The organism is Pseudonocardia lutea, from assembly GCF_042658055.1.
GTDB lineage: Bacteria > Actinomycetota > Actinomycetes > Mycobacteriales > Pseudonocardiaceae > Pseudonocardia > Pseudonocardia lutea.
Map to the genome: position 1 here is coordinate 135,214 of NZ_JBHSQK010000032.1, position 26,895 is coordinate 162,108.

The following is a 26,895-nucleotide window of genomic DNA, read 5'->3' on the forward strand; positions in this document are numbered from 1 at the left end:
CGGCGACCGCGACGGTGCCCGCGTCCAGCTCGCGGGCGCGCGCCGGATGCTGCTCGGCGTCCGCACCGAGGACGGCCGGGACGGCCTCCGGGACCGGCACGAGCGCCGCGCCCGCGCCGCCACCGGTCCGAACCCGGCCCCGGCCCCGCCCGGCTCGGCCGGCCCCGACCACCAGCCCCCCGCGCGGGAGGCGACGGCCATGGCGCCGCCGGTGAAGCCGCCAACCCGTTCGGAGCCCGCGTCCGGGCCGCCGCAGCCGGCCGACCGGACCGGCACGCAGGGACGGCCGGACCCCGACCCGCCGCGCTCGTCCGGGACCGCGGCCCGGCACGGCTCCGCGCCGGGCGGACGACCGGTGACGTGGGGCGAGGAGCGCGGGCGTCCGGACCGCGCCGACGCCGGGGGCCGGGAGGGACCGCGGGAGACGAGCCGCACCGCCACCCCGCCGAACCACCGCGAGGTCCGGGGCACCCAACCGGCTCCCGCCACGCAGGAACACCAGGTCCGCGACCCGCGCCCCGCTCCCGCCGCGCACGAGCGGCGCCAGGCCCGCGACCCGCAGCCGGGTCCGGCCGCGCAGGAGCAGCGCGAGGCCCGCGACGAGCGTCCTGCCGCGCAGTCCGACGACACGACCCGCGACCGCCGCGACGACGCGACCCGCGACCTGACCCACGGGTCGGCGCCGGCCGCGTCGGACGAGTCGGCCGGGCGGTCCGACCGGACGCCGACGGACGTGGCCTCGTGGTCGCGGACCTCCGACGACCGGGCGCGGACCGAGCGCGACGCGCCCTCCCGCAGCTCCGAGCACGAGATCGTGGCCGGCGACGAGGACCGGGACCCCGGCGGGGACGCCTGGTCCCCGCGCGGGAACGGCCGCGACGAGCAGGCCGACCGGGAGCGCGACGGCCGGGCCACCCAGGACGGGACCTGGCGCACCGACGACCACAGCCGCACCGAGCGCGTCGAGCAGGGCGGGCGCGGCGACGCCCCCGAGTCCCGCCGCGACGCGACCTCCGGGCCTCGGCGCGACGCCGCCCGCGAGCCGCATCGTGCGGCGACGGACGGCCGTCGCGACGCCCACCCGACGGAGCGGGCCGCCGTGGCGCAGCGGGACCGGCGGGGGAACGACGGCCCGGGCGACCGGGCCGTGCGGACCCGGTCGGACTCGCGACAGGACCGGCACGACGGCGGTCCGGAACGCCGTACGGCCGCCGAGACCCGGTCCGGCGCCGACACCCGCACGTCGCACGACTCGGCGGCACGCGGCTCCGGGGAGCGGCGGGGCTCGAACGACACGGGCGGCCGGGACTCGGGCGCCCGCAACCAAAACTCCGACCGCAACTCCGACCGGGGCTCGGACCGCAACTCCGATCGCAACTCCGACCGCGGCTCGGACCGCAACTCCGACCGCGGCTCGGACCGCAACTCCGACCGCGGCTCGGACCGCAGCTCCGACCGCGGCTCGGGCGGGGGCTCGGAGCACGGCTCCGTCCGGGGCTCGGACCGGACCTCCGACGGAGGCTCGGGCGGGGGCTCCCGGGACGGCGTCGACGCCGGGGACGGCGGCGGCCCCGGCCACTCGGCCGGCCCCGGCGCAGTCGACGCCGGGGGTCAGGGAACGGGCCCGGCCGCCGGGCCGGCTCGCCGCGCCGGCCAGGTGTCCGACGGTACGGATCCGGCGACCGGGCCGAACGACGACGCCGCCCCCATTGCTGCTCCGTCCGAGTGAACCAGGCTACGGACTGCAACGCCCGCCGGACCTGCACGGCTACCTCTCGGCGCTCCCGTCAGGAGCGCACAACCAACCGGTGTGGAGCGGGGCACGGGTCCACTGTGGACAAGCTCCACGATGGGGGAGGAATCGAGATGGGCGATCACTGGGGTCACCACGGCCATCACGGCTGGGGCGACGACGACGACGACAACGACTGGGGTGGCTGGGGCCACTGGGGTAACTGGGGCGACGACAGCGACGACGACAACGGCTGGGGCAAGTGGGGTGACTGCGACGACTGACCGATGACGGAACGGCGGTGGTCCCGCTCGCGGGGCCACCGCCCTCGGCACGTGAAGGGGGACCGACGTGCGCGACGTGCTGCGGTCGTTGCTGAGCCGGACGCCGGCCGAGGAGGTCGGGCTGGTCGACGCCGCGCCGCCCGTCGCGGTCCGCGAGATCTTCCGCCGCTTCGGGCCGGACGCGCGCCCGTTCTACGGCCGGTTGGCAGTCGTACTGGTGCTCGTGATCGCGGCCCCGTTCGTCGACGCCGCGATCGTCTGGCTCTTCAAGCTCCTGGTCGACGACGTCCTGGCGCCCCGCGACTTCGCCGCGTTCCCCCGGCTCGCCGCCTGCTACGTCGGCCTCACGCTCGCGCTGGGATTGCTGCGCGTCTGGTCGACCTACCTCACCGCCTACATCGGCGAGCACTTCCTGCACCGGCTCCGGGTGCGGGTCTTCGGGCACGTCCAGACGCTCTCGCTGGGCTTCTTCGACCGCCGCCGGCTCGGCGACACGCTCAGCCGGCTCACCGGCGACATCTCCCAGATCGAGGGCCTGGTGCTCTCCGGCGTGACCCGGTTGGTGTCCTCGGGCGTGACCATCGCGGTCTTCACCGGCGTGCTGTTCTACCTGAACTGGCAGCTGGCCCTGGTCGCCCTCGCCGCGGTGCCGTTCTTCGGCCTGGTGGCGAAGTGGTTCTCGAAGCGGATCCGGCACTCCTCGCGCCAGGTCCGCCAGTGGTCCGGCGGGATCAGCGCGGTCACCGAGGAGAGCCTCGGCAACGCGATGCTGATCCAGGCGTACGGCGGCGAGGCGACCGAGGTGCGCCGGTTCACCCGGCAGAGCCGGGGCGCGATCGAGGCGGTCCTGCGCACGACCCGGCTGCGTGCACTCTTCTCGCCGTCCGTCCAGATGATCGAGGTCATCGGCGTCATGGCGATCATGGGCGTCGGCATCTGGCAGCTCGGCGCGGGCCGGATCACGCTCGGCGGCCTGCTCGCGTTCCTGATCTACCTGTCCCAGCTGTACTCGCCGGTGCGCGGACTGGGGTCGTACTCGAACTCGGTGTACGCCGCTGCCGCCTCGGCCGAGCGGATCATCGAGCTGCTCGACCAGCGGACCTCGGTGCCGGCGCCGGAGCACCCGGTGAGGCTCGCGCGCCCCGGCCGCGGCCCGACGCCGTTCCGGCGCGTGCGCGGCGAGCTGCGGCTGGACGAGGTCGGGTTCCGGTACCCGGAGAAGACCGTCGACGTGCTCGACGACGTCAGCGTCACCGTCCCGGTCGGCGGCACCACGGCGCTCGTCGGGGCCAGCGGCGCCGGCAAGACCACGCTGGTCAAGCTGCTCCTGCGGTTCTACGACCCGACCCGCGGCCGAATCCTGCTCGACGGCCTGGACCTGCGTGATCTCGACCCGGGCGAGCTGCGCGCGAACGTCGCCGTGGTGCTGCAGGAGACCCTGCTGCTCGACGGCACCATCGCGGAGAACATCCTGGCCGGTCGGCCCGACGCGACCCGGGAGGACCTGGAGCGCGCGGCCCGCGCCGCGGACGTCGACGACTTCGTCGACGCCCTGCCCGACGGCTTCGAGACCCGCGTCGGGCAGCGCGGGCGGCTGCTCTCCGGCGGTCAGCGGCAACGGGTCGCGGTGGCCCGGGCGATGATCCGCGACGCGCCCGTCCTGCTCCTCGACGAGCCGACCACGAGCCTGGACGCCGAGTCGGCCGAGCGTGTCCTCCGCCCGATGCGCCGGCTGATGGCCGGCCGCACCACGATCGTCATCTCGCACAACCTGCTCACGGTCACCGACGCCGATCAGATCCTCCACCTCGAGGGCGGTCGGGTGACCGAGGCCGGCACCCACGCGGAGCTTCTGGCCCGGGACCGGCGCTACGCCCAGCTCTACCGGCTGCACCACGACACCGCACCCGTCCCCGTTGATCTCGCGGCCCGCCGCGGCGCCGATCTCGCCGCCCGGCGGGCCGGCGGTCCGGGGTCCCGCGAGAGGAAGGCGGCACCATGAGGATCGTCTGCGTCGGCGGCGGGCCCGCCGCGCTCTACTTCGCCATCTCGGCCAAGCGGCGGGACGGCGGCCACGAGATCACCGTGCTGGAGAAGGACCCGCGCGGGGCGACCTACGGGTGGGGCGTCGTCTGCCACGACGGCCTGCTGGACCGGCTGTACCGCAACGACCGCGAGTCGGCCCGCGCGATCCGGGCCCGCTCGTACCTCTGGCAGGAGCAGGAGGTGCACCTGCGCGGGGAGGAGGTCGCCTACCTGCCCGGGTACGGGTTCAGCGTCCCGCGCGCCGGGTTGCTGGAGGTGCTGGCCAACCGGGCGGCGGACCTCGGCATCGAGGTCCGCTACGAGAGCCCGGTGCCGGAGACGGCGCTCGCCGACGGCACGTTCGAGCGCGGTGAGCTCGCCGCGGACCTGGTCGTGGTGGCCGACGGGGCGCGCAGCCGGCTGCGCGACCACGTGGCCGACGACTTCGGCACGACCCTCACCACCGGGCGCAACCCCTACATCTGGCTCGGCACCGAGAAGGTCTTCACCAGCTTCACCTTCGCGTTCGAGGAGACCCACGCGGGCTGGATCTGGTGCTACGGCTACCCGACCAGCGCCGGGGTGAGCACGTTCATCGTCGAGTGCTCGCCCGAGACGTTCACCGGCCTCGGCCTGGACACGCTGCCCCACGAGGACGGGATCGCCCTGCTGGAGAAGATCTTCGCCCACACCCTGGACGGCCAGGCGTTGATCAGCAGTTCGCGGGGGCGGCCCTCGCCGTGGCTGCGGTTCCTCGAGGTGCGCAACGAGACCTGGCGGCACGACAACGTCGTGCTGCTCGGCGACGCCGCGCACACCACGCACTTCACCATGGGCCAGGGCACCCGGTTCGCGATGACCGACTCGATCATGCTCGCGCAGGCCCTGTACGAGCAGCCGTCGCTGTCCGCCGCCCTCGGCTGGTTCGACCGGAAGGGGCGGGAGGCGCTGCGCACGGCCCAGGCGGCCGCGCGGACCGGCGCGGCCTGGTTCGAGCACGTGGACCGCTATCTCGACCGCGACGCCGTCGAGTTCGCCTTCTCCCTGTCCCACCGGCAGGGTCTCCAGCGGCCCTGGCGCTACCAGTGGCACATGGCGACCCAGCTGACGGTGGTGCGCAAGGGCCGGAGGCTGAGCCACACCGGGCAGCGGTGGTGGCGGGCCCGCAGACGCGGCGAGCAGCCCTTCGTGCCGCGCACCCTGCTGCGCGCGGGGTGATCCGCGCTCAGGCGAACAGCGGCTCGCTCGACCCGTCCCGGGTGTCGGCGATCTCCACGCCCTCGATCGCGGCCCGCAGCGGCCGGACGGGGTGCAGGAGCGCGAAGGCGTCGGCGGGGCGCTCGTGCGCCAGCACGACGTGCGGGAGCCACGCGCCCGGCAGGTAGGAGCCGAAGGGCGAGCGGACCTTGCCGGCCAGCGCGTCGTGCACCGCGCTGTGCACGGCGAGCAGCTCGGTGTCGACGATCGCGGAGAGCACCAGGTCGTCGTCGTGCCCGGCGACCGAGCCGAGGGTCGGCAGCCAGAGCGAGGGCAGGCTCAGCCCGCGCAGGGCCTCGGTGAGCTCGACGCGCGCGGCGGCCGGGATCTGGGCGGCGGCCGCGAAGGTGACGGTCGGTACCTCGTGCGGGACGCGCAGGCCCTCGGCGGCGATCCGGTCGCGGAGCTCCGTCACGCGCTCCTCGGCGGCCATGTCGAGCCGGAAGCGGACGATCTGCGCCATCGAGCTCCTCGTACCCAGGGACCTTCGCGCGGTCAGTCTGACGTATGGGGGGCCGTGCCGCCCAGCGCGAAGCGGCCGTCCGGGGTCTGTTCCGCCAGGCCGTCGACCAGCAAGGAGTCCAGACAGCGGTCCCGCTGCGCCCCGTCGGCCCAGACGGCGTCGAGCGCGGCCTTGGGCACCGGGTGCTCGGCGGCGCGCAGCACGTCCATCAGCCTGCCCCGCACCTGGCGGTCCGTCCCGGCGTAGCCCTGGACCGGACGGCGGGGGCCGGAGTACTCCGGGCGGCCCGCGGCCACCCAGGCACAGTCCGCGCGGACCGGGCACCTCCCGCACTGCGGGGACCGGGCCGTGCACACCACCGCCCCCAGCTCCATCAGGGCCGCGGACACCACGGCGGCCTCGGCGTCGTCCGCGGGCAGGAGGGCGTCGACGTCGGCGAGATCGGCCCTGGTGCGGGCGGGTCCGGCGTCGCCGGCCCCGTGGACGGCCCGCGCGACCACCCGTCGGACGTTTGTGTCGACGACCGGGGCACGCAGGCCGTAGCCGAACGCGGCCACCGCGCGGGCGGTGTAGCTGCCGACGCCGGGCAGCGCCTCCAGCGCGGCCAGGTCCGACGGCACCCGGTCGCCGTGCTCCGTCGCGATCGCCTGGGCCGCGGCGTGCAGCCGCATGGCGCGACGCGGGTACCCGAGCTTCCCCCAGGCCCGCACGACCTCGGCCCGGGACGCGGCGGCGAGCGCCGACGGCGTCGGCCACTCCTCCATCCACCGCAGCCACACGGGTTCGACGCGCGGGACCGGCGTCTGCTGGAGCATGAACTCGCTGACCAGGACGCCCCAGGGCGTGGTACCCGGCCGCCGCCAGGGCAGGTCGCGGGCGTGCGCCCGGAACCACTCCGCGGTCCGCGCGGCCAGCGCGGCGCGCGACAGGGTGGACGTCACGCCGCGATCGTCGCATCGCCGGGCCGAGGGCCCTGCGCCCGGGTGGGTGATCGCCCGATACGGTCCCCCACACCGGTGGACCCGGCGCGCCGCGCCGCGCGAGGTCCTGCGACGTGTAGTAATCACGGTCCTACGCTGCGTGACATGTGGGAGCCGGTAGGACCGCTGCCCGCGCACGTCTACTGGAAACGGCGCTGGCTGGCGCTCGCGTCCGTGATCGCCTTCTTCGTCGTGATCGGCTTCTCCGTCGCCGCCCTCACCCGCCCCACCCCCGTCCCCGGCCCCACCGACGAGGTCACCAGTCGCGCGGCCAACAGCTCCGCCCTCCCGTCGGGCCCGGCGGGTTCCCCGGACCCCGCGGGGTACGCCGACGTCGACCCCTCGGACGGCGCCACGACCGACCCGACGACGGGGACCCCGTCGGCCGTGCCCGGCACCTCCGCCGAGGCCCCGTTGTCGGCCACCGGGGTGCCCGTCGGGACGTCCACGCCGCCCGGCACGGTGACGGCGAGCGGGATCCCCGGCGCGACCGGGAAGGCGGAGGGCGGTCCGGCGAGCACCACCGACGAGTCGAAACGCCCCGACGACACCCCGCGCGCCCCGCTGCCGGTGCCCCCGACGGAGCCCGCGCCGCCGACCGGCCCGCCGCCGTGCACCAACGACATGATCGCCGTCGGCGCCGAGATCGACGCGCCGCAGCACCGGGTCGGCGACCGGCCCGAGCTGCGGCTCACCGTGGTCAACATCAGCAACCAGGCCTGCGTGCGCGACCTCGACGGCGCGCTGCAGGAGATCGTGGTGTGGGACCGTCCCGTCGCGACCCGGCTCTGGTCGAGCAACGACTGCGTGAACCCGTCCACGCAGGACCTGCGGACGCTCGTGCCGGGCCAGCCCGTGGCCTTCGAGGTGACCTGGTCGGGGCTGTCGTCGAACCCCGGCTGCACCGCCCCGCGGACCCGGCTGCCGGCCGGCGACTACACCCTGCTGACCCGGGTCGCCGACAAGATCAGCGGCCCGACCCACTTCACCCTGACGCCCGCCTGATCCGCGCGAGCACCTGCGAGACGTCGGACACCTCGGTGACCTTCATGCCGGTCCCCGTGCCCGCGTCGCTGTCCGGCGGCACCAGGGCGTGGGTGAACCCGAGCCGGGCGGCCTCGGCCAGCCGCCGGCGCACGCCGGAGACCCGGCGCACCTCGCCGGCCAGGCCGAGCTCGCCGAGCACGACGAGATCCGGCGGGAGGGCGACGTCGTTCTTCGCCGAGGCCACGGCCATGGCCAGGGCGAGGTCCGCGGCCGGCTCGGTGACCTTCATCCCGCCGACGGTGGCGGTGTAGACCTCGGAGTCCTGCAGCCGCACCCGGCCGCGCCGCTCGAGGATCGCCAGCAGCATCGCCACGCGCGAGCTGTCCAGCCCGCTGACGGCCCGCCGTGGGGTCGGCATCGACGACGGGGCGACCAGTGCCTGCACCTCGGCCAGCAGCGGCCGCCGCCCGTCCATGATCACGGTGACGGCGGTGCCCGACACGACGGAGGCCTGCGTGGCCCCGAACCGGGCGAGGAACAGTCCCGACGGGTCCGGCAGTCCGACGATCCCCTCGTCCCGCAGTTCGAAGCAGCCCACCTCGTCCGCGGGGCCGAAGCGGTTCTTCACGCCGCGCACCATCCGGAGCGTGGAGTGCTTGTCGCCCTCGAAGGCCAGCACCACGTCGACCAGGTGCTCGAGCACGCGGGGGCCGGCGATGTTCCCGTCCTTCGTGACGTGCCCCACGAGCAGCACGGGCAGCCCGCGCTCCTTGGCCAGCGCGGTGAGCGCCACGGTGACCGCCCGGGTCTGCGTGACGCCGCCGGCCGAGCCGTCGACCTCCGGCGAGGTCATCGTCTGCACGGAGTCGACGATCAGCAGGTCGGGATGCAGGGCGTCGACGTGCCCGAGGATCGACGAGAGATCGGACTCGGCGGCCAGGAACAGCCGGTCGTGCAGGGCGCCGGTCCGCTCGGCCCGCAGCCGGACCTGGCCCGCGGACTCCTCGCCCGTGACGTACAGCACCGAACCGCCGCGCAGGGTGGCCGCCGCCTTGGCCGCCACCTCGAGCAGGAGCGTGGACTTGCCGACGCCGGGCTCGCCGGCGAGCAGCACCACCGCGCCCGGCACGAGCCCGCCGCCGAGGACCCGGTCCAGCTCGTCGACCCCGGAGGGCCGGGCGCGGGCGGAGTCGAGCGCGACCTCGGCGATCGGGCGGGCCGGGGTGCTCGGCGCCCCCGCCGCGACCCGGCGGGCACCGCCGCCCGCGACCGTGGCCCGGGCGGGCTCGGCCTGCTCGGCCAGGGTGCCCCACGCCTGGCAGCCTGGGCAGCGGCCGACCCACTGCGCGGCGCGGTGCCCGCACTCGGAGCAGACGTAGGAGCTGCGGGCGGCGCGGGTCCTGGCGCTCATCGGCGGACCGCCGCGGACGCCGCCGGGGTTCCCGGGGGGACCGGGCCGATCAGCTGTGCCCGCCGCTGACGGCGGCGCCGCTCTCGCCGCCCTCGCCGCCCTCGGCCGGCGGCGCCTCGTCCTGGCGCGGCGCGGTCGGGTTCGCCACCGGGAGGTCGACGGTCAGCCGGCCGGCCCGCTCGAAGACCAGCGTGAGCGGGTAGGTGCGGCCGGCGACGATGTCGTCCCGCAGCCCGGCGATCTGCACGGTGACCTGCTTGGCGCCCGGGATGCCGGTGACCTCGCCCTGCTGGCCGGCGACCAGCGGGATCTGCGGGGCGAGGACCTGCTCGCCGGTGACGACGACCTGCGTGCCGGCCTCGCTCGAGGCGGAGACGAGCCGGTCGGTCGCCCCGCCGTCGTTCACGATCACCATCTCGACGAGCGCCTCGCCGCCCTTCGGGTAGACCGCCCCGGTCGGCGCGAGCCCGGCCGGCCAGGCGATCTCGGCGTTGCGGACCGCGACGTTCCCCACCGTGCCGCCGGTGCCGCCGACGGCGGCGACCTGCTCGGCGGTCTGGGCGATCTGGCCCGCGCCGCAGCCGGACAGCAGGAGGGCGCCCACGGCGGCCGTGCCCACGGCCAGAACCTTCCACGGGCCCGGGCGCGTGGCGGAGCGTCGGGGGGAGGTCGCGCGGCTCACGGTTCGGGTGTCCTTCCTGACGGCCGGCTCTTGCGGGTGCAGCCTAGTCGCCGGGTACGACAGTGCCCGCACTCGGCTCTCCACGGTTGCGCCCGCTGAACCCCCGCGTACCCGCGTCTGCACGTTTTACGCCGGTTGTCAACCCCCTGACCTGCGACGATGGGCCCTCCCGTCGAACGGGGGACGCACCGGGCGTGTTAACCTGGGTGCAGCGAAAGGGGCCAGAGGACACATGGTTTTCAAGGTCGGAGAGACCGTCGTCTACCCGCACCACGGTGCCGCTCTCATCGAGGCGATCGAGACCAGGACGATCAAGGGCGAGGAGCGCAAGTACCTCGTCCTGAAGGTCGCCCAGGGTGACCTGACGGTTCGCGTTCCCGCCGAGAACGCAGAGGTCGTGGGCGTTCGCGACGTCGTGGGCCAGGAGGGGCTGGACCGGGTGTTCGAGGTGCTGCGCACCCCGCACACCGAGGAGCCCACCAACTGGTCGCGCCGGTACAAGGCGAACCTGGAGAAGCTCGCGTCGGGCGACGTGAACAAGGTGGCCGAGGTCGTCCGCGACCTGTGGCGCCGGGAGAAGGACCGCGGCCTGTCCGCGGGCGAGAAGCGCATGCTGGCCAAGGCGCGGCAGATCCTCGTCAGCGAGCTCGCGCTGGCCGAGGGCACGGACGAGGAGCGGGCCGAGGCCCTGCTCGACGAGGTGCTGGCCACCACCAACGCCTGACCCGCCCCGCGATCGGCACGGTACGGCCCCATGATGCCCACGGCCCGGCCGGCGCACGCGTCGGCACGGGAAGCGCGGCGGGGCGCCCGGTGAGCGTCGCCGCGATCGTGCCGGCGGCCGGGTCCGGCACCCGCCTGGGTGCCGGTGCACCCAAGGCCTTCGTGCCGCTGGCGGGCGTACCGATCGTGGTCCGCGCGGTCGACGGTCTGCTGGGCTCCGGCGCGGTCGACGAGGTGCTGGTCGCCGTGCCGGCCGACCTGGTCGACCGTGCGCGGGCCCTGCTCGCCGGCCGCCCGGTCAGCGTGCTGGTGGGGGGCGGCGAGCGCACGGCGTCGGTGCGCCTCGCGCTCGGCGTGCTGTCCGATCCCCACGGCGGTGAACGACCGGGCGCGGCCCGGGGTGACGGCCCACCGGAGGTCGTCCTCGTGCACGACGCCGCCCGGCCCCTCACCCCGCCCGCGCTCGTCGCCGCGGTGGTGGCGGAGGTGCGGGCCGGACACCCGGCGGTGGTACCCGTTCTCCCGCTGGCCGACACGATCAAGCGGGTGGGCGCGGCGGCCGCCGTCGAGGCCACCGTCGACCGGTCCGAGCTGCGGGCCGCGCAGACCCCGCAGGGCTTCGCCTGGGAGGTCCTCCGGGCGGCCTACGGCAAGTCCGGGACGGACGCCGTCGCCACGGACGACGCCGGGCTGGTCGAGCGGCTCGGCGAGCCGGTGGTCACCGTGCCCGGCGACCCGGCCGCGTTCAAGGTCACCACGCCCTGGGACCTGCGGATCGCCGAACTGCTGCTGGAGGAGAAGGCGTGAGGACCGGGATCGGCACGGACGTGCACCCCGTCGAGCCCGGCCGGCCCTGCTGGATCGCCGGGCTGCGGTGGGAGGGCGTCGACGGCTGTGCCGGCCACTCGGACGGCGACGTCGCGTGCCACGCCCTCTGCGACGCCCTGCTCTCCGCCGCCGGCCTCGGCGACCTCGGCGCGGTGTTCGGCACCGGCCGCCCGGAGTGGTCGGGCGCGAGCGGGGTCGCCCTGCTCGCCGAGGTGCACCGCCTGCTCGCCGCCGAGGGCTGGCGGGTCGGCAACGCCGCGGTCCAGGTGATCGGCAACCACCCCAAGATCGGCACCCGCCGGGACGAGGCGCAGAAGGTGCTGTCCGAGGTCGTCGGCGGCCCGGTGTCGGTCTCCGGCACCACCACGGACGGGCTCGGGCTCACCGGCCGCGGCGAGGGCATCGCCGCGATCGCCACCGCCCTCCTCCTCCCCGCCGCCGACTGACCGAGCGACAGGTCCGAGCGAGCGGCACTCCCGCTCACACCTGATGAGCGGGAGTGCCGTTCGCTCGTGCGGTCACTCGGCGAACATCGCCTTGGTCCGTTCCTCGATCTCCTCGGGCGTGAGGTTCTCGGTGCGCTGGGCGACCATCCACTGGTGGCCGAAGGGGTCGGTGAGCCGGCCGCCGCGCTCGCCGTAGGGCTGGTCGGCCACCGGGAACCGGACCTCCGCGCCGCCGGCCAGCATCGCCTCGGCCACGGCGTCGGCGTCGTCGACGTAGAGGGCGAGGATCGCCGAGCCGCCGCCGTCCGGCGGGGCCGGGTCGTACTCGTCGCCGTCCTTGACCGCCCACTGCACCGGGCCGGCCCGCAGCAGCGCGTGCACGACGGCCCCGTCCGGGGTCGCGTACCGCTCGACGAGCTCGGCGCCGAAGGCGTCGCGGTAGAAGGCGATCGCCGCGTCGGCGCCCCGGACGGGGAGGCGGGGGTAGAGCTGCTCGATGCGCGTCATGCCGCCCAGCGTGCCGGGACGGCCGTCCGCCGTCTTGGAGAAATGTGATGCAGCCCTGCCGTAATGCCCGGACCAGCGCGTCCGTACCCTGGGAAGGGTGAGCGTCCGACTCTTCGACACCCTGACCAGGACGCAGCGGGACTTCGTGCCGCTGCGGGCCGGAGCCGTGTCGATGTACGTCTGCGGCGCCACGGTGCAGGGGCTGCCCCACATCGGGCACGTCCGCAGCTCCCTGAACTACGACGTGCTGCGCCGCTGGCTGGGCCATTCCGAGCCCGGGCGCGAGGGCCTCGACGTCGCGCTCGTCCGGAACGTCACGGACATCGACGACAAGATCCTGCGCAAGGCCGCCGAGGCGGGCCGGCCCTGGTGGGAGTGGGCCGCCACCCACGAGCGGGCCTTCTCCGCGGCGTACGACGCGCTGGGTTGCCTGCCCGCGTCGCTCGAGCCGCGGGCCACCGGGCACATCACGCAGATGGTCGCCTACATCGACCGGCTGATCGAGGGCGGGCACGCGTACGCCGCGGGCGGCGACGTCTACTTCGCGGTCCGCACGTTCCCGGACTACGGCCGGCTGTCGGGCCAGAAGGTCGACGACGTCGCGCAGGGCGAGGGCGACCAGGACGCCAAGCGGGACGCGGTGGACTTCACGCTGTGGAAGGGGGCCAAGCCGGGCGAGCCGTCCTGGCCCACCCCCTGGGGGCCGGGCCGGCCGGGCTGGCACCTCGAGTGCTCCGCGATGGCCACCACCTACCTCGGCCCGGAGTTCGACATCCACGGCGGCGGGCTCGACCTGGTGTTCCCGCACCACGAGAACGAGCGCGCCCAGTCCTGCGCGGCGGGGGACCGGTTCGCGCGGTACTGGCTGCACAACGCGTGGGTCACCATGGGCGGCGAGAAGATGTCGAAGTCGCTCGGCAACACGCTGTCGATCGACGCGCTGCTGCAGCGGGTCCGCGGCGTCGAGCTGCGGTACTACCTCGTCGGCCCGCACTACCGGTCGGCGATCGAGTACTCCGACGCGGCGCTGTCCGAGGCCGTCGCGGCGTTCCGGCGGATCGAGTCCTTCCTGCACCGCACCGGCGAGCGGGTCGGGGCGCCGGGCATCGCCGACCGGGTGCCGGCGGAGTTCGCCGCCGCGCTCGACGACGACCTGGGCACGCCCGGCGGGCTCGCCGTGCTGCACACCACGGTGCGCGAGGGGAACGCCGCGCTCGACGCCGGCGACAAGAAGGGGGCGGCCGCGGCCGCCGAGTCCGTGCGCGCGATGGCCGCGGTGCTCGGCATCGACCCGCTCGACCCGCGCTGGCGTGCGGGCGACCGGGGCGACGAGGCCGCGCTCGGCGCGCTGACCGCGCTCGTCGAGGAGCTGCTGGAGCGCCGCCAGGCCGCCCGGAAGGCGAAGGACTTCGCCGAGGCGGACGCGCTGCGCGACCGGCTGCTCGCCGCGGGGATCGCCGTCGAGGACGGCGCCGACGGCCCCACGTGGTCGTTCAAGAACGCCTGAACCGAGAAGACAGGGATCATGGCCGGCAACTCCAGGCGCCGCGGTGCGGTGCGCAAGGAAGGCACGAAGAAGGGCGCCGTCGTCGGCTCCGGTGGCCAGCGCCGCCGCGGGCTCGAGGGCAAGGGGCCCACGCCGCCCGCGTCGTCGCGCAAGGGGCACCCGGCGCAGCGGCGGGCGGCGGCGAAGGACCGTCGCGCGGCCGCGGGCACCCGCGGCCGGCGCCCGCAGGACGGCGAGGTCCCGGAGACCGTGCTCGGGCGCAACCCCGTGCTCGAGTGCCTGCGCGCCGGGGTCCCGGCCACGGCGCTGCGCGTGGTCGTCGGCGCGACGGCGGACGAGCGGGTGGCCGAGTCGGTGCACCTCGCCGCCGACGCCGGGCTGTCCATCCTCGAGCTCGAGCGCGGCGAGCTGGACCGGATCACCGGCGGCGCCCTGCACCAGGGCGTCGCGCTGCAGATCCCGCCCTACGAGTACGCGCACCCGGACGAGCTGCTGGAGGCGGCGTCCGAGTCCGGCCGGCCGGCGTTGATCGTCGCGCTCGACGGCGTCACGGACCCGCGCAACCTCGGCGCGGTCGTGCGGTCGGTGAGCGCCTTCGGCGGGCACGGGGTGGTCATCCCGCAGCGCCGCGCGGCGGGCATGACGGCGGTGGCCTGGCGGACCTCGGCGGGCACGGCGGCGCGGCTGCCGGTCGCCCGGGCGACGAACCTCACCCGCACGCTGCGCGAGTACGCGCAGACCGGGCTGATGATCGCCGGTCTGGACGCGGAGGGCGACGTCTCGCTCGACGAGTTCGACCTGGCCACCGACCCGCTCGTGATCGTGACCGGCTCGGAGGGCAAGGGGCTGTCCCGGCTCGTGCGCGAGTCCTGCGACGTCACGGTCTCGATCCCGATGGCGCGCGAGGTGGAGTCGCTCAACGCCTCGGTGGCCGCCGGCGTCGTGCTGGCCGAGGTCGCGCGGCGCCGCCGCCAGGCCTAGGAGCCTCCGGGCGACGAGATCGGCTCCGCGCTGTGCGCGGGCGACGGATCGTCCACACTGTCCGCGTGAGCAGGAACGACACGTCCGAGACCCTCCCGTGGATGCGCGCGGGCACCGAGCACCTGCTCGCCGTGGTGGAGGCGGTCCCGGACGAGGGGCTGGCCGCGCCGAGCGCGTTGCCCGGCTGGACCCGGGCCCACGTCGTCGCCCACGTGGCGCGCAACGCCGAGGCCCTGCTCCGGCTCGCGACCTGGGCCCGCACCGGCACCGAGACGCCGATGTACCCGAGCGCCGAGGCCCGCGCCGCCGAGATCGAGGAGACCTCCCGCCGGGCGCCGGAGGTCCTGCGGGCCGAGCTCGCCTCGACCGCCCGCGAGCTCGACGAGGCGCTCGGCGCGCTGAGCCCGGAGCAGTGGGGGGCGACGATCCGGAACAGCCACGGCCGGGAGATCCCCGCCACCGAGATCCCGTTCATGCGGATCCGCGAGGTCTGGGTGCACGCCGCCGACCTCGACACCGGGGCCTCGCTCGCGGACCTGCCCGCCGGCGTGCTCGACCTGCTGCTCGAGGACGTCACCGCCACCCTGTCCGGCCGGGAGGGCTGCCCGACGCTGCTGATCGCGCCGACCGACCGCGAGCGGGTGTGGCAGCTCGGCGACCCGGGGGTGACGCCGGCGCCGGTCGCCTCGAGCCCGGGCGAGTCGATCCCGGCCGAGTCCGCCCCGCTGGGGGAGCTGGAGACCGTGAAGGCGCCGGTGGTCGACGTCGTCGGTTGGCTGACGGGCCGCGCACCGGCGAGCGTCCTCCCCGGCACCCCGCCCGAGCTGCCGCGCTGGCTCTGAGCCCGCACCGAGCGGCGCCGAGCCGACCCCGGGACCGGCACCGCGACGGCTCCGGGACAGCTCCGGGACCGGCCCCGGCGGGCCCGTCAGGCGGTGCGGACGCGCCCCCGGACCCGGCCGACGAGCCGGCACACGAGGTAGGCCAGGAACGCGATGGTGGCCACGTAGCCGGAGATCGGCAGGCCCGGGGCCAGGCTCAGCAGGGTTCCCCCGAGGAGCGCGAGCTCCGCGATCCCGATCGCCAGCAGGGTGGCGGCCAGCGGGTTCGAGGTGACCCGCGCGGCCGCGGCACCGGGGATGATCGTGACCGAGAGGACGAGGATCGCGCCGACGATCGGCACGGCCAGCGCCGTCGTCAGGGCGACGAGCACGGCGAAGAGCGGGGAGAGCAGCCGGGTCGGCACCCCGCGGGCCACGGCGACGTCCGGATCGGCGCTGGCGAACAGCAGCGGCCGGTAGACCAACGCGAGGGTGGCGAGCACGACCGCTGTCACACTGACGAGAACGACGAGGTTGCTGGAGTCGACCGACACGATCGACCCCGTGAGCAGGCCGAACTTGTTCGACGCCCGGCCCTCGTACAGCGCCAGCAGCAACACGCCGAGGCCCAGCCCGAAGGCGAGCACCACGCCGATCACCGAGTCCCGCTCGCGCTGGCGCAGCCCGAGCACGCCGAACACCAACCCGGCCACGACCGCCCCGACGACCGCCCCGACGCTCACCGAGATCCCGATCAGCAGGGCCGCGGCCCCGCCGGTGAACGCGAGCTCCGCCGTGCCGTGCACCGCGAAGCCCATCCCACGCGCGACGACGAGCGGGGCCAGCGCGCCCGCCACCAGGCCGAGCAGCGCGGCGGCGAGGAACGCGTTCTGCACGAACGGCAGGCCCAGCAGCTCCCCGACGCCCTCGAACCCGAACAGCCGGCTCATGTGACCGGCTCCAGCGCGTCGTGGTGGGCGTGCTGGTCCTCCGCCCCGACGACCACGAGCCGGCCCCGCACCCGCACGACCTCGACCTCGGTCCGGTACAGCGCGGAGAGCGTCTCCGAGGTCATCACCTCCTCCGGCGTGCCGATCCGGAACCGGCCGCCGACGAGGTAGAGGACCCGGTCCACGAGCGGCAGCACCGGGTTGATCTCGTGCGTCACGAACACGACCGCGGTGTCCGCGGCGCGGCGACGCTCGTCGATCAGCCGGCTCACCGTGCGCTGGTGGGCGAGGTCGAGGGAGAGCAGCGGCTCGTCGCACAGCAGCACCCGCGGATCGCCGACCAGGGCCTGGGCCACGCGCAGCCGCTGCTGCTCGCCGCCGGAGAGCCGGCCGACGGGGGCGCGGGCGTACGAGGTGGCGCCCACCGCCTCGAGTGCCGCCCGCACCTTGTGCCGCCGCTCCGCGCGTCCGCGCAGGCCCGGGCCGAACCGGTGCCCGTCGAGCCCGAGCCCGACGAGGTCGGCCCCGCGCAGCGGCAGGTCCTCCGGCAGCGCCTTCTGCTGCGGGATGTACCCGATGCCGCCGCGGCCGCGCCGGGCCGGTTCGCCGGCGATCCGGACCTCGCCGGCGTCGAGCGCCTGGAGGCCGAGCAGGACGCGCAGCAGGGTGGTCTTGCCGGAGCCGTTGGGCCCCAGGACGGCGAGGAACTCGCCGGGCCGGACGTCGAGGTCCAGGTCCTCCCACAGCACCCGCCGGCCGAACGCGACCCGCGCGCCGCGCAGCGCGACCGCCGCCGTGGACGCAGTGGGCGGCGCGGCGCCGGGCGCGGCGGGGGGCCTCGCGGTCATGACCTCATTGTTCATGCCGCACCGTTCAGGGCGCCCGCCAGGGCGTCCAGCTGGGCGCCCTGCCACGCGACGTAGGAGTCGACGCCGTCGGGCAGGGTCTCGCTCACCTCGACCACGGGCAGGCCCTTCGCCCTGGCCGCGTCCTCGACCTTCTGCGTCGACGGGCCCTCGGTCTGGCCGTTGGCCACCACCGCCTTCACGGGGTCCGCGCCCTGCACGACGTCGAGCATGGCCGCGAGCACGGCGGCCGGCGGGTCGGTGCCCTCCTCGACGGCCTCGCTGAACTCCTCCGGGGTGGCGTCCTGCAGGCCGGCGGCCTCGGTGAGGTAGAGCGGCACCGGCTCGGTGACGGCGATCCGCTGCCCCGCGTGCGCGGCCCTGATCGCATCGACCTTCTGCTGCAGGCCGTCGAGGTCGGTGCCGAACCTCCGGGCGTTGGCGGTGTAGGTGGCCGCGTTGGCCGGGTCGGCGGCGCCCAGGTCCTTCGCGATCTCGTCGGCGACCGTGCGGACGGTCGGCAGGTTGTACCAGACGTGCTCGTTGAACTGGCCGTGCTCGTGGCCGTCGCCTTCGGCGTGGCCGGCCTCCGGGGCGCCCGGCAGGCCGGAGAGCCGCACGGCGTCGACCATGGTGGCCTTCGTGCCGGAGGACTCGACCAGGCGGGAGGCGAAGTCGTCGTAGCCGCCGCCGTTGACCACGACGAGCGCGGCGCGGGAGACGGTTGCGGCGTCGGCGGGCGTGGACTCGTACTCGTGCGGGTCGGCGTTCGGCGAGTCGATCAGCGAGGTGACCTCGACGCGGTCGCCGCCGACCGCGGAGGCGATGCTGCCGTAGACATCGGTCGACGCGACGACGGCGACCTTGCCACCCGCCGCGGAGCTCGGGGCGGACCCGGAGCCGGCCGCGTCGGATCCGGAGCCGCAGGCGGCGAGCGAGAGCAGGCCGGCGGCGGCCAGCAGGGCGGTGGCGAAACGCGTTCTCATCGTGGGGTCGTGCTCCCGTATTAAGCTGTGCGCATGGTTTTATTGAAAACCGTTGTCACTTCACTCTAGCGGGTGGTGGGAGGCCGGGCTACCGACGGCCCACCAGGGGCGGCTACCTTTCGTGACATGACCGGTTCACCCCACGTCAGGCGGCCGGCGACGCTCGCGTCGCTCGCCGCGGAGCTGGGCGTGTCCCGTACCACCGTCTCGAACGCCTACAACCGCCCGGACCAGCTGTCCGCGCCGCTGCGCGAGAAGGTCCTCGAGGCCGCGCGGCGGCTCGGCTACCCCGGCCCGGACCCGGTGGCCCGGTCGCTGCGCACCCGGCGCGCCGGCGCCGTCGGCCTGCTGCTCACCGAGGCGCTCTCCTACGCCTTCCGCGACCCGGTGGCCACCGGCTTCCTCGAGGGTCTGGCGCTGGCGTGCGAGCAGGCCGGGCAGGGGCTGCTGCTGGTCCCGGTGAGCCCCGAGCACGCCGACGTCGCCGCGGTGCACCAGGCGGGCGTCGACGGATTCGTCGTCTACTCCGTGAGCGAGGACGACCCCCACTTCCGCGCCGTGCTGGAGCGGCCGGTTCCCACGGTGGTCTGCGACCAGCCCGTCGGCGTCGAGGGCGTCGACCGGGTCGGCGTGGCGGACCGCGAGGGCATGCGGGCACTCGGCGCGCACCTCACCGGGCTGGGGCACCGCAAGATCGGCGTGCTGTGCATGCGGCTCGGCTCGCAGCGGCACGACGGGCCGGCGAACCTCGCGCGGCAGGAGAACACCTCGTACCCGGTGCAGCGCGAGCGCATCGGCGGGCTGCGGGACGCGCTCACCGAGGCCGGCGTGGACTGGTCCGGGGTCCCCGTCGTCGAGCGGTTCGAGCACAGCCCCGAGGCCGGGGCGTCGGCCGCGCGTGAGCTGCTGGCCTCGCACTCGGACGTCACCGCGCTGGTCTGCACCTCGGACGTGCTGGCGATCGGCGCGCTGCAGCACGCGGCCGAGGCCGGCATCGCGGTGCCGGAGCGACTCACCGTCACCGGCTTCGACGGCGTGCCCGAGGCCGAGCGGGTCGGGCTCACCACCGTGCGGCAGCCCGTGCGGCGCAAGGGTCAGGTGGCGGGAGAGCTGCTGCTGCAGCGCGGCGAGCGCAACCGACCCAAGCAGGTCGTGCTGCCCACCGAGCTCGTCGTGGGCTCCACCAGCGGCCCCGCCACGCAGACGGAGAAGTTCTTCTCGGGCTGGTGACCCGTCAGCGGCCTCACCGGAGGCGGACGGCGCTCACGATCCCCGCGGACCTGGGGCGTCGTCCGGGGTAGGGCTTCACCCGCGTCACCTTGCCGGCGACAAGTCGGTGCCGGTCCGGGGCCGGGTCAGCGCCTTGCAGCGCCTGTCAGCGCCTGTCAGCGCCGGTCAGCGCCGGTCAGCGCCGGTGGCCGGCGAGGGCCCGCAGCACCGCCGCGACGGCCTCCGGGTCGGTGACCCGGTGCTCCGCCGCGGTGTCCCCCTCGCCGACCTTCACCCCGACGTCGCCCGGCCGCAGCCGGGTGAACACGGACTCGTCCGTGACGTCGTCGCCCGCGAAGAACACGGCGTCGGCGCCGAGCCGCTCCCGCAGCACGTCGACCGCCGCGCCCTTGCTGACCTGCAGGACGGCGAGGTCGATCACCGCCTTGCCCTCCGTGGAGTCCACGCCCTCCCACGTGCCGGGACCGGCCCGCACGGCGTCGAGCACCCGGGCGCCGACCTCCGGCGGGGCGTTGCGGACGTGCACGGCCACCCCGGCCGGCTTGTGCTCCAGGGTCACCCCGACCTCGCCCTCGACGAGGTCGACCAGCGCGAGGGTGAGCTTCTCCTTGAGGTCCTGCTGCTCGGGGCCGAGCAGGGAGGCGTCGCCGTCGGTGAGGCCGGGCCCGTACTCGCCGCCGTGGCTGCCGACCATGCGGACCGGCTCGGTGAAGCCGGAGACCGTGCCCAGGTCCGCCAGCCCGCGCCCGGACAGCAGGACGACGGTCGTGCCCCGCGCACCGGCCAGCTCGCGGACCGCGTCGGCCGAGTCCGGCAGGGGTCGGGCGTCCGAGGGCACGGGCACGATCGGGGCCAGCACGCCGTCGAAGTCGAGGGCGACTAGCAGGGTGCCGGCGTCGCCGAGCCGGGCGAGCGCCGCGGCCAGGGCCGGGTCGAGCCCGGTGGTGTCGGGGCCGGGCGGCTCAGTCATCGGCGGGTTCCAGGCCGAGCGCCAGCAGGAAGGACCGGGCCCACCGGTCGACGTCGTGCGTCATCACCTGCTTGCGCAGGGTCCGCATCCGCTTGCGGCCCTCCTCGGGAGGCATGGTCAGCGCGGCGTACAACGCCTCCTTGACGCCGTCCGTGTCGTGCGGGTTGACGAGCAGGGCGCTGGTCAGCTCGGCCGCCGCCCCCGCGAACTCGGACAGCACGAGGGCGCCGCCGAGGTCGTGCCGGCAGGCCACGTACTCCTTGGCGACGAGGTTCATCCCGTCCCGCAGCGGCGTCACGAGCATGACGTCCGCGGCCAGGAAGAAGGCCGCGAGCTCTTCGCGGGGCAGGGACTGGTGCAGGTAGTGGACGGCGGGGTGGCCGACCCGCGAGAACTCGCCGTTGATCCGCCCGACGGCGAGCTCGATGTCGTCGCGCATCTTCTGGTAGTGCTCGACGCGCTCCCGGCTCGGCGTGGCCAGCTGGATCATCACCGCGTCCTCGGCGGTGACCCGGCCCTCCTCGAGCAGCTCGTGGAAGGCCCGCAGCCGGACGTCGATGCCCTTGGTGTAGTCCAGCCGGTCCACCCCGAGGATGATCCTCTGCGGGTTGCCCAGGTCCTCGCGGATCTCCGAGGCCCGCTTCCGCACCGCGTCCGTGCGGGAGAGCTGGTCCAGCTGGGCGGAGTCGATGGAGATCGGGAAGGCGCCGAGCTTCACGGTGCGGCGACCGACCGTCACCTCGTTGCGGTTGCGGACGGCCCCGGCCCCGGCCAGCCGGGTGGCGAGCCAGCGGAAGTTGCGCACGCCGCCCGCGGTGTGGAAGCCGATCACGTCCGCGCCGAGCAGCCCCTCGACGATCCGGGTCCGCCACGGGAGCTGCATGAACAGCTCCGTGGGCGGGAAGGGGATGTGCAGGAAGAAGCCGATCCGCAGGTCGGGGCGCAGGTCGCGGAGCATCCCCGGCATGAGCTGCAGCTGGTAGTCCTGGATCCAGACGGTCGCGTTCTCGGCGGCCACCTTCGCGGTGTAGTCGGCGAAGCGCTGGTTGACCTTCACGTACGCCTGCCACCAGTGCCGGTGGAACACCGGCGGCGCCACGACGTCGTGGTACAGCGGCCACAGCGTGCCGTTGGAGAAGCCCTCGTAGTAGTTCTCGACCTCCTCGGCGCTGAGGCCGACGGGGTGCAGCTGCAGGCCGTCCTCGACGAGCGGGCCCACGTCCGCGTCGGGCACGCCGGGCCAGCCGATCCAGGCGCCGTCGCGGGCGCGCAGCATGGGTTCGAGCGCCGTGACCAGGCCGCCGGGGCTGCGCTTCCACCGCTGGCCGCCGTCGGGCAGCTTCTCCAGGTCCACGGGGAGCCGGTTGGCCACGACCACGAAGTCGGGCGGGGGGAGCTCGGACGTGCTGTTGCGGGCCACCTGATCCTCCTCGCGCCGCCGGCGCGGCCGTCGCCGGCGGATCCTCGGGGAGAACCCTACTGACCGCCGGGCAGGTTCGCGGGCTCTGAATCGTCCACGTCGGCGAGCGCGGCGGTGCCGAGGGCGCCGGCCTGCTCCGGCTCGCCGGTCCCGCCGGGGCGCGGGCGCGGCCGGGCCAGGAACTCCCCGAACGTGACCCCGGCCGCCAGCGCCAGCCCGATGGCCAGGGCGAGCGTGACCGTGACCAGGCCCTCGGCCAGCCCCTCGACGGCGAGCTGGTAGAAGCCGCGGTAGGCGGTCAGGCCGGGCAGCAGCGGCGTGACACCGGCGAGCGTGACGACGAGCGAGGAGACCTGCCGGGTGCGCCGCAGCAGCCCCGCGCAGATGCCGATCACGACGGCCGAGATCCCCGTCGCGGCCACCGGCCCGATGCCCGAGTACTGGTTCAGCGCGCTGTAGACGCCCCAGCTCAGCGCGCCCGTCCCCGCCGCGTAGAGGAGGGCGCGCAACGGCGCGTAGCCCGCCAGGGCGTACCCCGCGGCGGCCACCGCGCCGACGACGAGTGCCAACGTGAACCGCCCGACGCTCGCCGACACCGTGCCCGCGACGTCGAGGGCGACGCCGACCGCGAACCCGATCCTCAGGCCGAGGACGACACCGGTCAGCAGGCCCGCGGACAGCAGTGCGATCTCCGCGACCCGGCCGGCCGCGGTGACGTAGTAGCCGGAGATGGCGTCCTGCACGGTGCCGACCACCGACAGCCCGGACAGCAGCACGGTGATCGAGGACGCGACGACCAGCGACGGCCGGGTGCCCGGCGGGAACAGCCCCGCCGCGAACAGCCCGATGGTGACGGTGGTGGCCAGCAGGCCGCCCGTGACCTGCTGGAAGAAGGCCGGCAGGCCCCAGCGGTTCAGGATCCGGCCGATGCGGTCGATCGCGCCGGTGACGAGGAAGGCGGTGATCGCCGTGACCGCCCCGCCGCCGAGCAGGATCGCGATCGAGCCGGCCAGCACGCCCCAGCCCGCCGTGGCCGCCCAGCGCGGGTAGGGGTGCCGGGCGTTGACCGCGTCGTCCAGCTCGCGGGCCGCGGCCCGCACGTCCAGCCGCCCCTCCACCACCCGGTCGACGACGGCGTCGACCGCGGCCAGCCGGGTCAGGTCCAGCGTCTTGTACTTGACCAGTCGCATCGAGGTGACGGGCGCGGCCGCGTTGCCGCGGTGGCAGCAGATGGTGATCGAGGTGAACGTGATGTCCACGTCGACCGCCGGCAGGCCGCAGATCTCCGCCAGCCGCAGCATGAGGTCGGTGACCACGCCGACGGCCTCGCCGCTGGAGAGCTGCACCTCGCCCACGCGCATGCAGAAGTCGAGGACCTCCTGCACGCGGGCGTCGTCGGGCACCTGCGGCCCGACCATCAGCATCGGCAGGGTCGGCGGACCGGCCGCGAGGAGCCTGCGGGCGTCCCGTTTCAGGGTCGCCCGGAGCCGGTTCGCCAACCGCTCGGCGGGGTTCAGCTCGTCCACCACGGGCTCAGGCTGCCAAACGTCCGCGGCGCTCTACGATGTGGGCTGCCGGGCGGGAACCCGGCGGTGCCGGTGTAGCTCAGTGGTAGAGCAACTGTCTTGTAAACAGTAGGTCGTCGGTTCGATCCCGACCTCCGGCTCCACGTCCCCGCAGGGACGTCGTCTGCCCCTGATCGCTGCACGTGAGCCTCGGGCGCTGGAGCGGCGCTGTGCGCAATCAGGGGTTTCGAGGGCTCGAGCAGTGCCGGGGGCGTGGCATTCGGGACGTCGAGGTCCAGCAGGCAGAAAGCTGCCGCGGCGACCTCCCGTCGAGAGGGCGGCGCCCCTTACCGAGGGCCGCCTGCCTGCGGGTCGGGGTCGATGAAGGTGCCCAGGGTGCGGAAGTTGAGGTAGTCGCCGAGAGTCAGCGCGGCGCCGTCGAAGTTCAGGACATCACCTTCGGCCATCGAGAACGGCTCGGTGTTGGCCAGTCTGACGGTGCCGTTCCCGGCCGGGACGGTCTCGAAGCGGAGCGTGCGAACCCCGTTCGGGGTGAGCAGGTGCGCGGTGCACCCGGGGAGTGACGTCATCCCCGGAAGGTACCCACGGCACCGGAACGCACTCGGCCCCACCTCGAGGTCCGCCCTCCGGCCGTCGGACAGCCGCGCCGTCGGCCGGGCGGAGGCCTTCAGGGCGCCTCCTTCGCGACCAGCACCTCGCCCTCGAGCCCGTCCGGGTCGCGGAAGAAGAGACTGTGGACACGGCCGAAGTCGTTGACGGTGCCGTCGCTGGCTCCGGCGTCGACGAGTCGCCGGCGGATCGTGGCGAAGGCCTCGGGTGAGGCCGCCTGGAGACCGACGTGGTCGATACGGCCGCGGCCCCACATCGGTGTCTGGCGCCGGGCCTCGGTGTTCTCGGGGATGACGAAGATGTTCAGCTCGGTGTGCGGGCCGATGCGGATGACGGTCATCGTCTCGCGGCCGTCCTCGCCGTGCGCGCGGGTCGGGCCGACCTCGGCGTCGAAGACCTCGGAGTAGAAGCGCCCCAGGCGGGCGACGTCGTTGGAGATCCATGCGATGTGGTTGATCCCGTCGAGCAACACGTCGTCCCCCTGTCCCTCGATCGCCGCGCCGCAGCCGCCGTACGGCGTCCCTGATGGGAGCCGAGTGTGGGGCCGGGTGCAAGTCGGGGTCCCGCCCGAACCTGCTGTGCCGGGGCACCGCCGGACGTACCGTGGTGTGTGCTCGTCCAGCCGATGGCCTCGCTGACCGACCTCGCACTGGGGCTGGTCACCCTCTCCCTCTTCCCCCGCTTGCCCCGGGACGTCGAGGGGGCGCGCTACTGGCGCGTCGCGTTCGCCTGGGCGGGGGTGACCGCGCTGGTGGGCGCGCTGTACCACGGCTTCCTCGTCGGCCGTCCTCAGGTCGGCGAGGTCACGTGGGCGGTCATGAGCACCATGGTCGTCCTGGTCATGTCGTTCCTGCTGGCGGCGACCGTGGTGCAGGTCCTCGGCCGGGGCCGCGCCCTCGTGTTCTGGCCGCTGCGCCTGGTGGGTGTCGCTGCCTACGCGGTCCTCGCCGCCACCGGCCATCCCGGCATCGCTGCGATGATGCTGTGCGAGGGCCTCACGATGGCGTGCGTCATCGGCCTGTGGGTCTGGGCGTGGCTGCGCCGGCATCCGTCGGGTCGCCCGATGCTGGTGGCCATCGGGGTGAGCATCGCGGGCGCGCTGCTGCGACTGGTGCCGGGCGCGGCGACGCTCCTGCGACTGGACCCCGACTCCGCCTACCACATGGGGCAGATCGTCGGGATGGTGCTGCTGTTCCGGGCCGTCGCCCACAGCAGACCACGCCCTCTCGTCGGACGCGACCCGTCCCTGGCGTGAAGCTGTGCTCCATCTGCCTCTCGGCGAGCGAGCACGTCAACCGGGCGCCCCCGCCGGCCCGGGCGGCCGTGCGGGGACGTCAGGCCGCTGCCGGCATCTCCTCGACCGCCGCGGTGGCGCCGGTCGGGCCGATCAGCCGGTGGCCCCGGTTGCGGGCGTGGCGCAGCGAGCGGAGCCAGTCGTAGAGCGTGCCCAGGCGGTTGCCCCAGCCGATCAGGAACATGACGTGCACGTAGCACCAGAGCAGGTAGGCGAGATACCCGGTGAGCGGGACGCCGCGGACCTGGGCCACCGCCTGGCGGGCGCCGATGGTGGCCATGCTGCCCTTGTCGACGTAGCGGAACGGCGCGGGCGTGCTGGTGTCGCCGCGCACCCGGTCCGCGATCCGCTTGCCCACGTAGGTCCCCTGCTGCATCGCCACCTGCGCCACGCCGGGCAGCCGGTCCGCTGTGGTGACCATGTCGCCGATCGCGTAGACCCCGTCCGCTCCGGGGAGGCTGCAGTCCGGGTTCACGGCCACCCGGCCCGCGCGGTCGGTCCAGGTGCCCGTGGCCTTCGCGAGCATCGCGGCGAGTGGTGACGCCTGCACACCGGCCGCCCAGATCTTGGTGCGGGCGACGATCCGCTCCTCGCCCGCCGGGCCCTTCACCGTGATCGACTCGTGGTCCATGGCCGTGGCGGCGGTGTTCAGGCGTACCTCGACGCCCATCTCCTCGAGCCGGCGCCGGGTGTAGTCCTGCAGCTTCGGCGCGAACGGGGCGAGCACGGACGGGCCCGCGTCCAGCAGGACGATCCGGGCCTGCCGGGTGTCGATCGAGCGGTAGTCCTCGGGGAGCACGTGCCGGGCGAGTTCGGCCAGCTGACCGGTGATCTCGACGCCGGTCGGTCCGGCCCCGACCACGACGAACGTCAGGCGGGCCGCCCGCTCCGCGTCGTCGGTGGCGAGTTCGGCCAGCTCGTAGGCGCCCAGGATGTGGCTGCGCAGCATGCGCGCGTCGTCGACGGTCTTCATGCCCGGCGCGAACCGCGACCACTGCGGGTGCCCGAAGTAGGCGTGCGTGGCTCCGCCTGCGACGACGAGGTAGTCGTAGGGCAGCTCGAGCGTCTGCTCGGTGGGGGTGGCGGCCCGGACCACCTTGCGCTCGAGGTCGACGGCGTGGACCTCGGCGAGCAGCGTGCGGATCGTCCGCTCCTTCGCCACGACCCGGCGCAGCGCCGGCGCGATGAGGCCTGGCGGGAGGATCCCGGCCGCGACCTGGTAGAGCAGCGGCTGGAAGAGATGGTGGTTGGTGCGGTCGACGAGCGTCACGTCGACGTCGGCGCGGGCGAGCGCCTTCGCGGCCCGGACCCCGCCGAACCCGCCGCCGATCACGACCACCTGCGGGCGGCGGGTCGTCTCCGCGTGCCCGAGAGCCGAGTTGTGCATGGTCGTACACCTCCATGGCGGCTCGCCCCGAGACCCGGCCACCG

Annotated in this window: 26 protein-coding genes, 1 tRNA gene and 1 pseudogene; 14 read left to right on the plus strand and 14 right to left on the minus strand. The window is 74.9% G+C overall.

Annotated features, from left to right (window positions below):
* From ACFQH9_RS14340 to ACFQH9_RS14355, 4 genes and pseudogenes are all read left to right on the plus strand, one after another.
* Positions 1-1,729, plus strand: a pseudogene (locus tag ACFQH9_RS14340) (hypothetical protein); the annotation flags it as partial.
* A gap of 137 nt (positions 1,730-1,866) precedes the next feature.
* Positions 1,867-2,016, plus strand: a complete 150-nt coding sequence (locus tag ACFQH9_RS14345) for a hypothetical protein (RefSeq protein ID WP_379566553.1) — start codon at positions 1,867-1,869, stop codon at positions 2,014-2,016.
* A 67-nt stretch (positions 2,017-2,083) separates the two neighbouring features.
* Positions 2,084-4,018 carry an ABC transporter ATP-binding protein gene (locus ACFQH9_RS14350; RefSeq protein WP_379566554.1) on the plus strand — a complete coding sequence of 645 codons (1,935 nt, stop codon included), beginning with the start codon at positions 2,084-2,086 and terminating at the stop codon, positions 4,016-4,018.
* The gene (locus ACFQH9_RS14355) at positions 4,015-5,259 is read left to right on the plus strand and encodes an FAD-dependent monooxygenase (RefSeq protein ID WP_379566555.1); all 1,245 of its coding nucleotides are present in this window, start codon (positions 4,015-4,017) and stop codon (positions 5,257-5,259) included. Before ACFQH9_RS14350 ends, ACFQH9_RS14355 begins: the two co-directional genes overlap by 4 nt.
* Before the next feature lie 7 nt (positions 5,260-5,266).
* Here the strand turns inward: ACFQH9_RS14355 and ACFQH9_RS14360 are convergent, their stop codons facing one another.
* Together ACFQH9_RS14360 and ACFQH9_RS14365 are read right to left on the minus strand one after the other, a co-directional pair.
* Positions 5,267-5,761: a 2'-5' RNA ligase family protein gene (locus ACFQH9_RS14360; protein WP_379566556.1), complete on the minus strand. Its 495-nt coding sequence runs from the start codon at positions 5,759-5,761 to the stop codon at positions 5,267-5,269.
* 32 nt (positions 5,762-5,793) lie between these two features.
* Complete coding sequence (locus ACFQH9_RS14365) at positions 5,794-6,702, minus strand: HhH-GPD family protein (RefSeq protein WP_379566557.1); 909 nt, start codon at positions 6,700-6,702, stop codon at positions 5,794-5,796.
* Between the two features lie 144 nt (positions 6,703-6,846).
* Here ACFQH9_RS14365 and ACFQH9_RS14370 point away from each other — a divergent pair, with 144 nt between their 5' ends.
* Positions 6,847-7,746: a hypothetical protein gene (locus tag ACFQH9_RS14370; RefSeq protein WP_379566558.1), complete on the plus strand. Its 900-nt coding sequence runs from the start codon at positions 6,847-6,849 to the stop codon at positions 7,744-7,746.
* On the opposite strand, the gene radA is transcribed toward ACFQH9_RS14370, so the two are convergent.
* Entirely contained in the window at positions 7,727-9,139 is a 1,413-nt protein-coding gene (gene radA / locus ACFQH9_RS14375) for a DNA repair protein RadA (protein ID WP_379566559.1), read from the minus strand. The genes ACFQH9_RS14370 and radA overlap by 20 nt on opposite strands.
* A gap of 49 nt (positions 9,140-9,188) precedes the next feature.
* The gene (locus ACFQH9_RS14380; protein WP_379566560.1) at positions 9,189-9,758 is read right to left on the minus strand and encodes a copper chaperone PCu(A)C domain-containing protein; all 570 of its coding nucleotides are present in this window, start codon (positions 9,756-9,758) and stop codon (positions 9,189-9,191) included.
* Positions 9,759-10,053: 295 nt separating this feature from the next.
* On the opposite strand from ACFQH9_RS14380, the gene ACFQH9_RS14385 reads away from it, so the two are divergent.
* From ACFQH9_RS14385 to ispF, 3 genes are all read left to right on the plus strand, one after another.
* Positions 10,054-10,545, plus strand: coding sequence for a CarD family transcriptional regulator (locus ACFQH9_RS14385; protein ID WP_037045267.1), 492 nt, complete (start codon positions 10,054-10,056; stop codon positions 10,543-10,545).
* Positions 10,546-10,634: 89 nt separating this feature from the next.
* Entirely contained in the window at positions 10,635-11,351 is a 717-nt protein-coding gene (ispD, locus tag ACFQH9_RS14390; protein ID WP_379566561.1) for a 2-C-methyl-D-erythritol 4-phosphate cytidylyltransferase, read from the plus strand.
* Positions 11,348-11,818, plus strand: a complete 471-nt coding sequence (gene ispF, locus ACFQH9_RS14395) for a 2-C-methyl-D-erythritol 2,4-cyclodiphosphate synthase (RefSeq protein WP_379566562.1) — start codon at positions 11,348-11,350, stop codon at positions 11,816-11,818. Before ispD ends, ispF begins: the two co-directional genes overlap by 4 nt.
* Positions 11,819-11,890: 72 nt before the next feature.
* On the opposite strand, the gene ACFQH9_RS14400 is transcribed toward ispF, so the two are convergent.
* Positions 11,891-12,325 carry a VOC family protein gene (locus tag ACFQH9_RS14400; RefSeq protein ID WP_379566563.1) on the minus strand — a complete coding sequence of 145 codons (435 nt, stop codon included), beginning with the start codon at positions 12,323-12,325 and terminating at the stop codon, positions 11,891-11,893.
* 97 nt (positions 12,326-12,422) lie between these two features.
* On the opposite strand from ACFQH9_RS14400, the gene cysS reads away from it, so the two are divergent.
* From cysS to ACFQH9_RS14415, 3 genes are all read left to right on the plus strand, one after another.
* Positions 12,423-13,832 carry a cysteine--tRNA ligase gene (gene cysS / locus ACFQH9_RS14405; RefSeq protein WP_379566564.1) on the plus strand — a complete coding sequence of 470 codons (1,410 nt, stop codon included), beginning with the start codon at positions 12,423-12,425 and terminating at the stop codon, positions 13,830-13,832.
* Positions 13,833-13,850: 18 nt separating this feature from the next.
* Positions 13,851-14,813 (plus strand): 23S rRNA (guanosine(2251)-2'-O)-methyltransferase RlmB, encoded by a 963-nt coding sequence (gene rlmB, locus ACFQH9_RS14410; RefSeq protein ID WP_379566565.1) that lies wholly within the window; start codon positions 13,851-13,853, stop codon positions 14,811-14,813.
* Positions 14,814-14,878: 65 nt separating this feature from the next.
* Positions 14,879-15,655, plus strand: coding sequence for a maleylpyruvate isomerase family mycothiol-dependent enzyme (locus tag ACFQH9_RS14415; protein WP_379566566.1), 777 nt, complete (start codon positions 14,879-14,881; stop codon positions 15,653-15,655).
* A gap of 86 nt (positions 15,656-15,741) precedes the next feature.
* Here the strand turns inward: ACFQH9_RS14415 and ACFQH9_RS14420 are convergent, their stop codons facing one another.
* Genes ACFQH9_RS14420 through ACFQH9_RS14430 form a run of 3 tightly spaced genes read right to left on the minus strand, consistent with a single transcriptional unit; the run spans position 15,742 to position 18,415 of the window.
* Positions 15,742-16,584 carry a metal ABC transporter permease gene (locus ACFQH9_RS14420; protein WP_379566568.1) on the minus strand — a complete coding sequence of 281 codons (843 nt, stop codon included), beginning with the start codon at positions 16,582-16,584 and terminating at the stop codon, positions 15,742-15,744.
* On the minus strand, positions 16,581-17,432 hold the full coding sequence (locus tag ACFQH9_RS14425) for a metal ABC transporter ATP-binding protein (RefSeq protein ID WP_379566569.1): 852 nt from the start codon (positions 17,430-17,432) through the stop codon (positions 16,581-16,583). Before ACFQH9_RS14425 ends, ACFQH9_RS14420 begins: the two co-directional genes overlap by 4 nt.
* An 11-nt stretch (positions 17,433-17,443) precedes the next feature.
* Positions 17,444-18,415: a metal ABC transporter solute-binding protein, Zn/Mn family gene (locus tag ACFQH9_RS14430; RefSeq protein WP_379566570.1), complete on the minus strand. Its 972-nt coding sequence runs from the start codon at positions 18,413-18,415 to the stop codon at positions 17,444-17,446.
* Between the two features lie 126 nt (positions 18,416-18,541).
* Here ACFQH9_RS14430 and ACFQH9_RS14435 point away from each other — a divergent pair, with 126 nt between their 5' ends.
* Complete coding sequence (locus ACFQH9_RS14435) at positions 18,542-19,645, plus strand: LacI family DNA-binding transcriptional regulator (protein ID WP_379566571.1); 1,104 nt, start codon at positions 18,542-18,544, stop codon at positions 19,643-19,645.
* A 175-nt stretch (positions 19,646-19,820) separates the two neighbouring features.
* Here ACFQH9_RS14435 and otsB read toward each other — a convergent pair whose 3' ends face one another.
* Genes otsB through ACFQH9_RS14450 form a run of 3 tightly spaced genes read right to left on the minus strand, consistent with a single transcriptional unit; the run spans position 19,821 to position 23,564 of the window.
* The gene (otsB, locus tag ACFQH9_RS14440; RefSeq protein ID WP_379566572.1) at positions 19,821-20,615 is read right to left on the minus strand and encodes a trehalose-phosphatase; all 795 of its coding nucleotides are present in this window, start codon (positions 20,613-20,615) and stop codon (positions 19,821-19,823) included.
* Positions 20,608-22,035 carry an alpha,alpha-trehalose-phosphate synthase (UDP-forming) gene (locus tag ACFQH9_RS14445; RefSeq protein ID WP_379566573.1) on the minus strand — a complete coding sequence of 476 codons (1,428 nt, stop codon included), beginning with the start codon at positions 22,033-22,035 and terminating at the stop codon, positions 20,608-20,610. Before ACFQH9_RS14445 ends, otsB begins: the two co-directional genes overlap by 8 nt.
* A 56-nt stretch (positions 22,036-22,091) precedes the next feature.
* A complete protein-coding gene (locus ACFQH9_RS14450) occupies positions 22,092-23,564 on the minus strand; it encodes a threonine/serine exporter family protein (RefSeq protein ID WP_379566574.1) in 1,473 nt (490 codons plus the stop codon).
* 65 nt (positions 23,565-23,629) lie between these two features.
* Here ACFQH9_RS14450 and ACFQH9_RS14455 point away from each other — a divergent pair.
* A tRNA-Thr gene (locus ACFQH9_RS14455) sits at positions 23,630-23,704 on the plus strand.
* 183 nt (positions 23,705-23,887) lie between these two features.
* Here the strand turns inward: ACFQH9_RS14455 and ACFQH9_RS14460 are convergent.
* Complete coding sequence (locus ACFQH9_RS14460; RefSeq protein WP_379566575.1) at positions 23,888-24,130, minus strand: hypothetical protein; 243 nt, start codon at positions 24,128-24,130, stop codon at positions 23,888-23,890.
* A gap of 98 nt (positions 24,131-24,228) precedes the next feature.
* A complete protein-coding gene (locus tag ACFQH9_RS14465; protein WP_379566576.1) occupies positions 24,229-24,642 on the minus strand; it encodes a VOC family protein in 414 nt (137 codons plus the stop codon).
* A 153-nt stretch (positions 24,643-24,795) separates the two neighbouring features.
* On the opposite strand from ACFQH9_RS14465, the gene ACFQH9_RS14470 reads away from it, so the two are divergent.
* On the plus strand, positions 24,796-25,425 hold the full coding sequence (locus ACFQH9_RS14470) for a DUF6962 family protein (protein ID WP_379566578.1): 630 nt from the start codon (positions 24,796-24,798) through the stop codon (positions 25,423-25,425).
* A gap of 79 nt (positions 25,426-25,504) precedes the next feature.
* On the opposite strand, the gene ACFQH9_RS14475 is transcribed toward ACFQH9_RS14470, so the two are convergent.
* A complete protein-coding gene (locus ACFQH9_RS14475) occupies positions 25,505-26,851 on the minus strand; it encodes an NAD(P)/FAD-dependent oxidoreductase (protein ID WP_379566579.1) in 1,347 nt (448 codons plus the stop codon).
* Between the last annotated feature and the right edge of the window lie 44 nt (positions 26,852-26,895).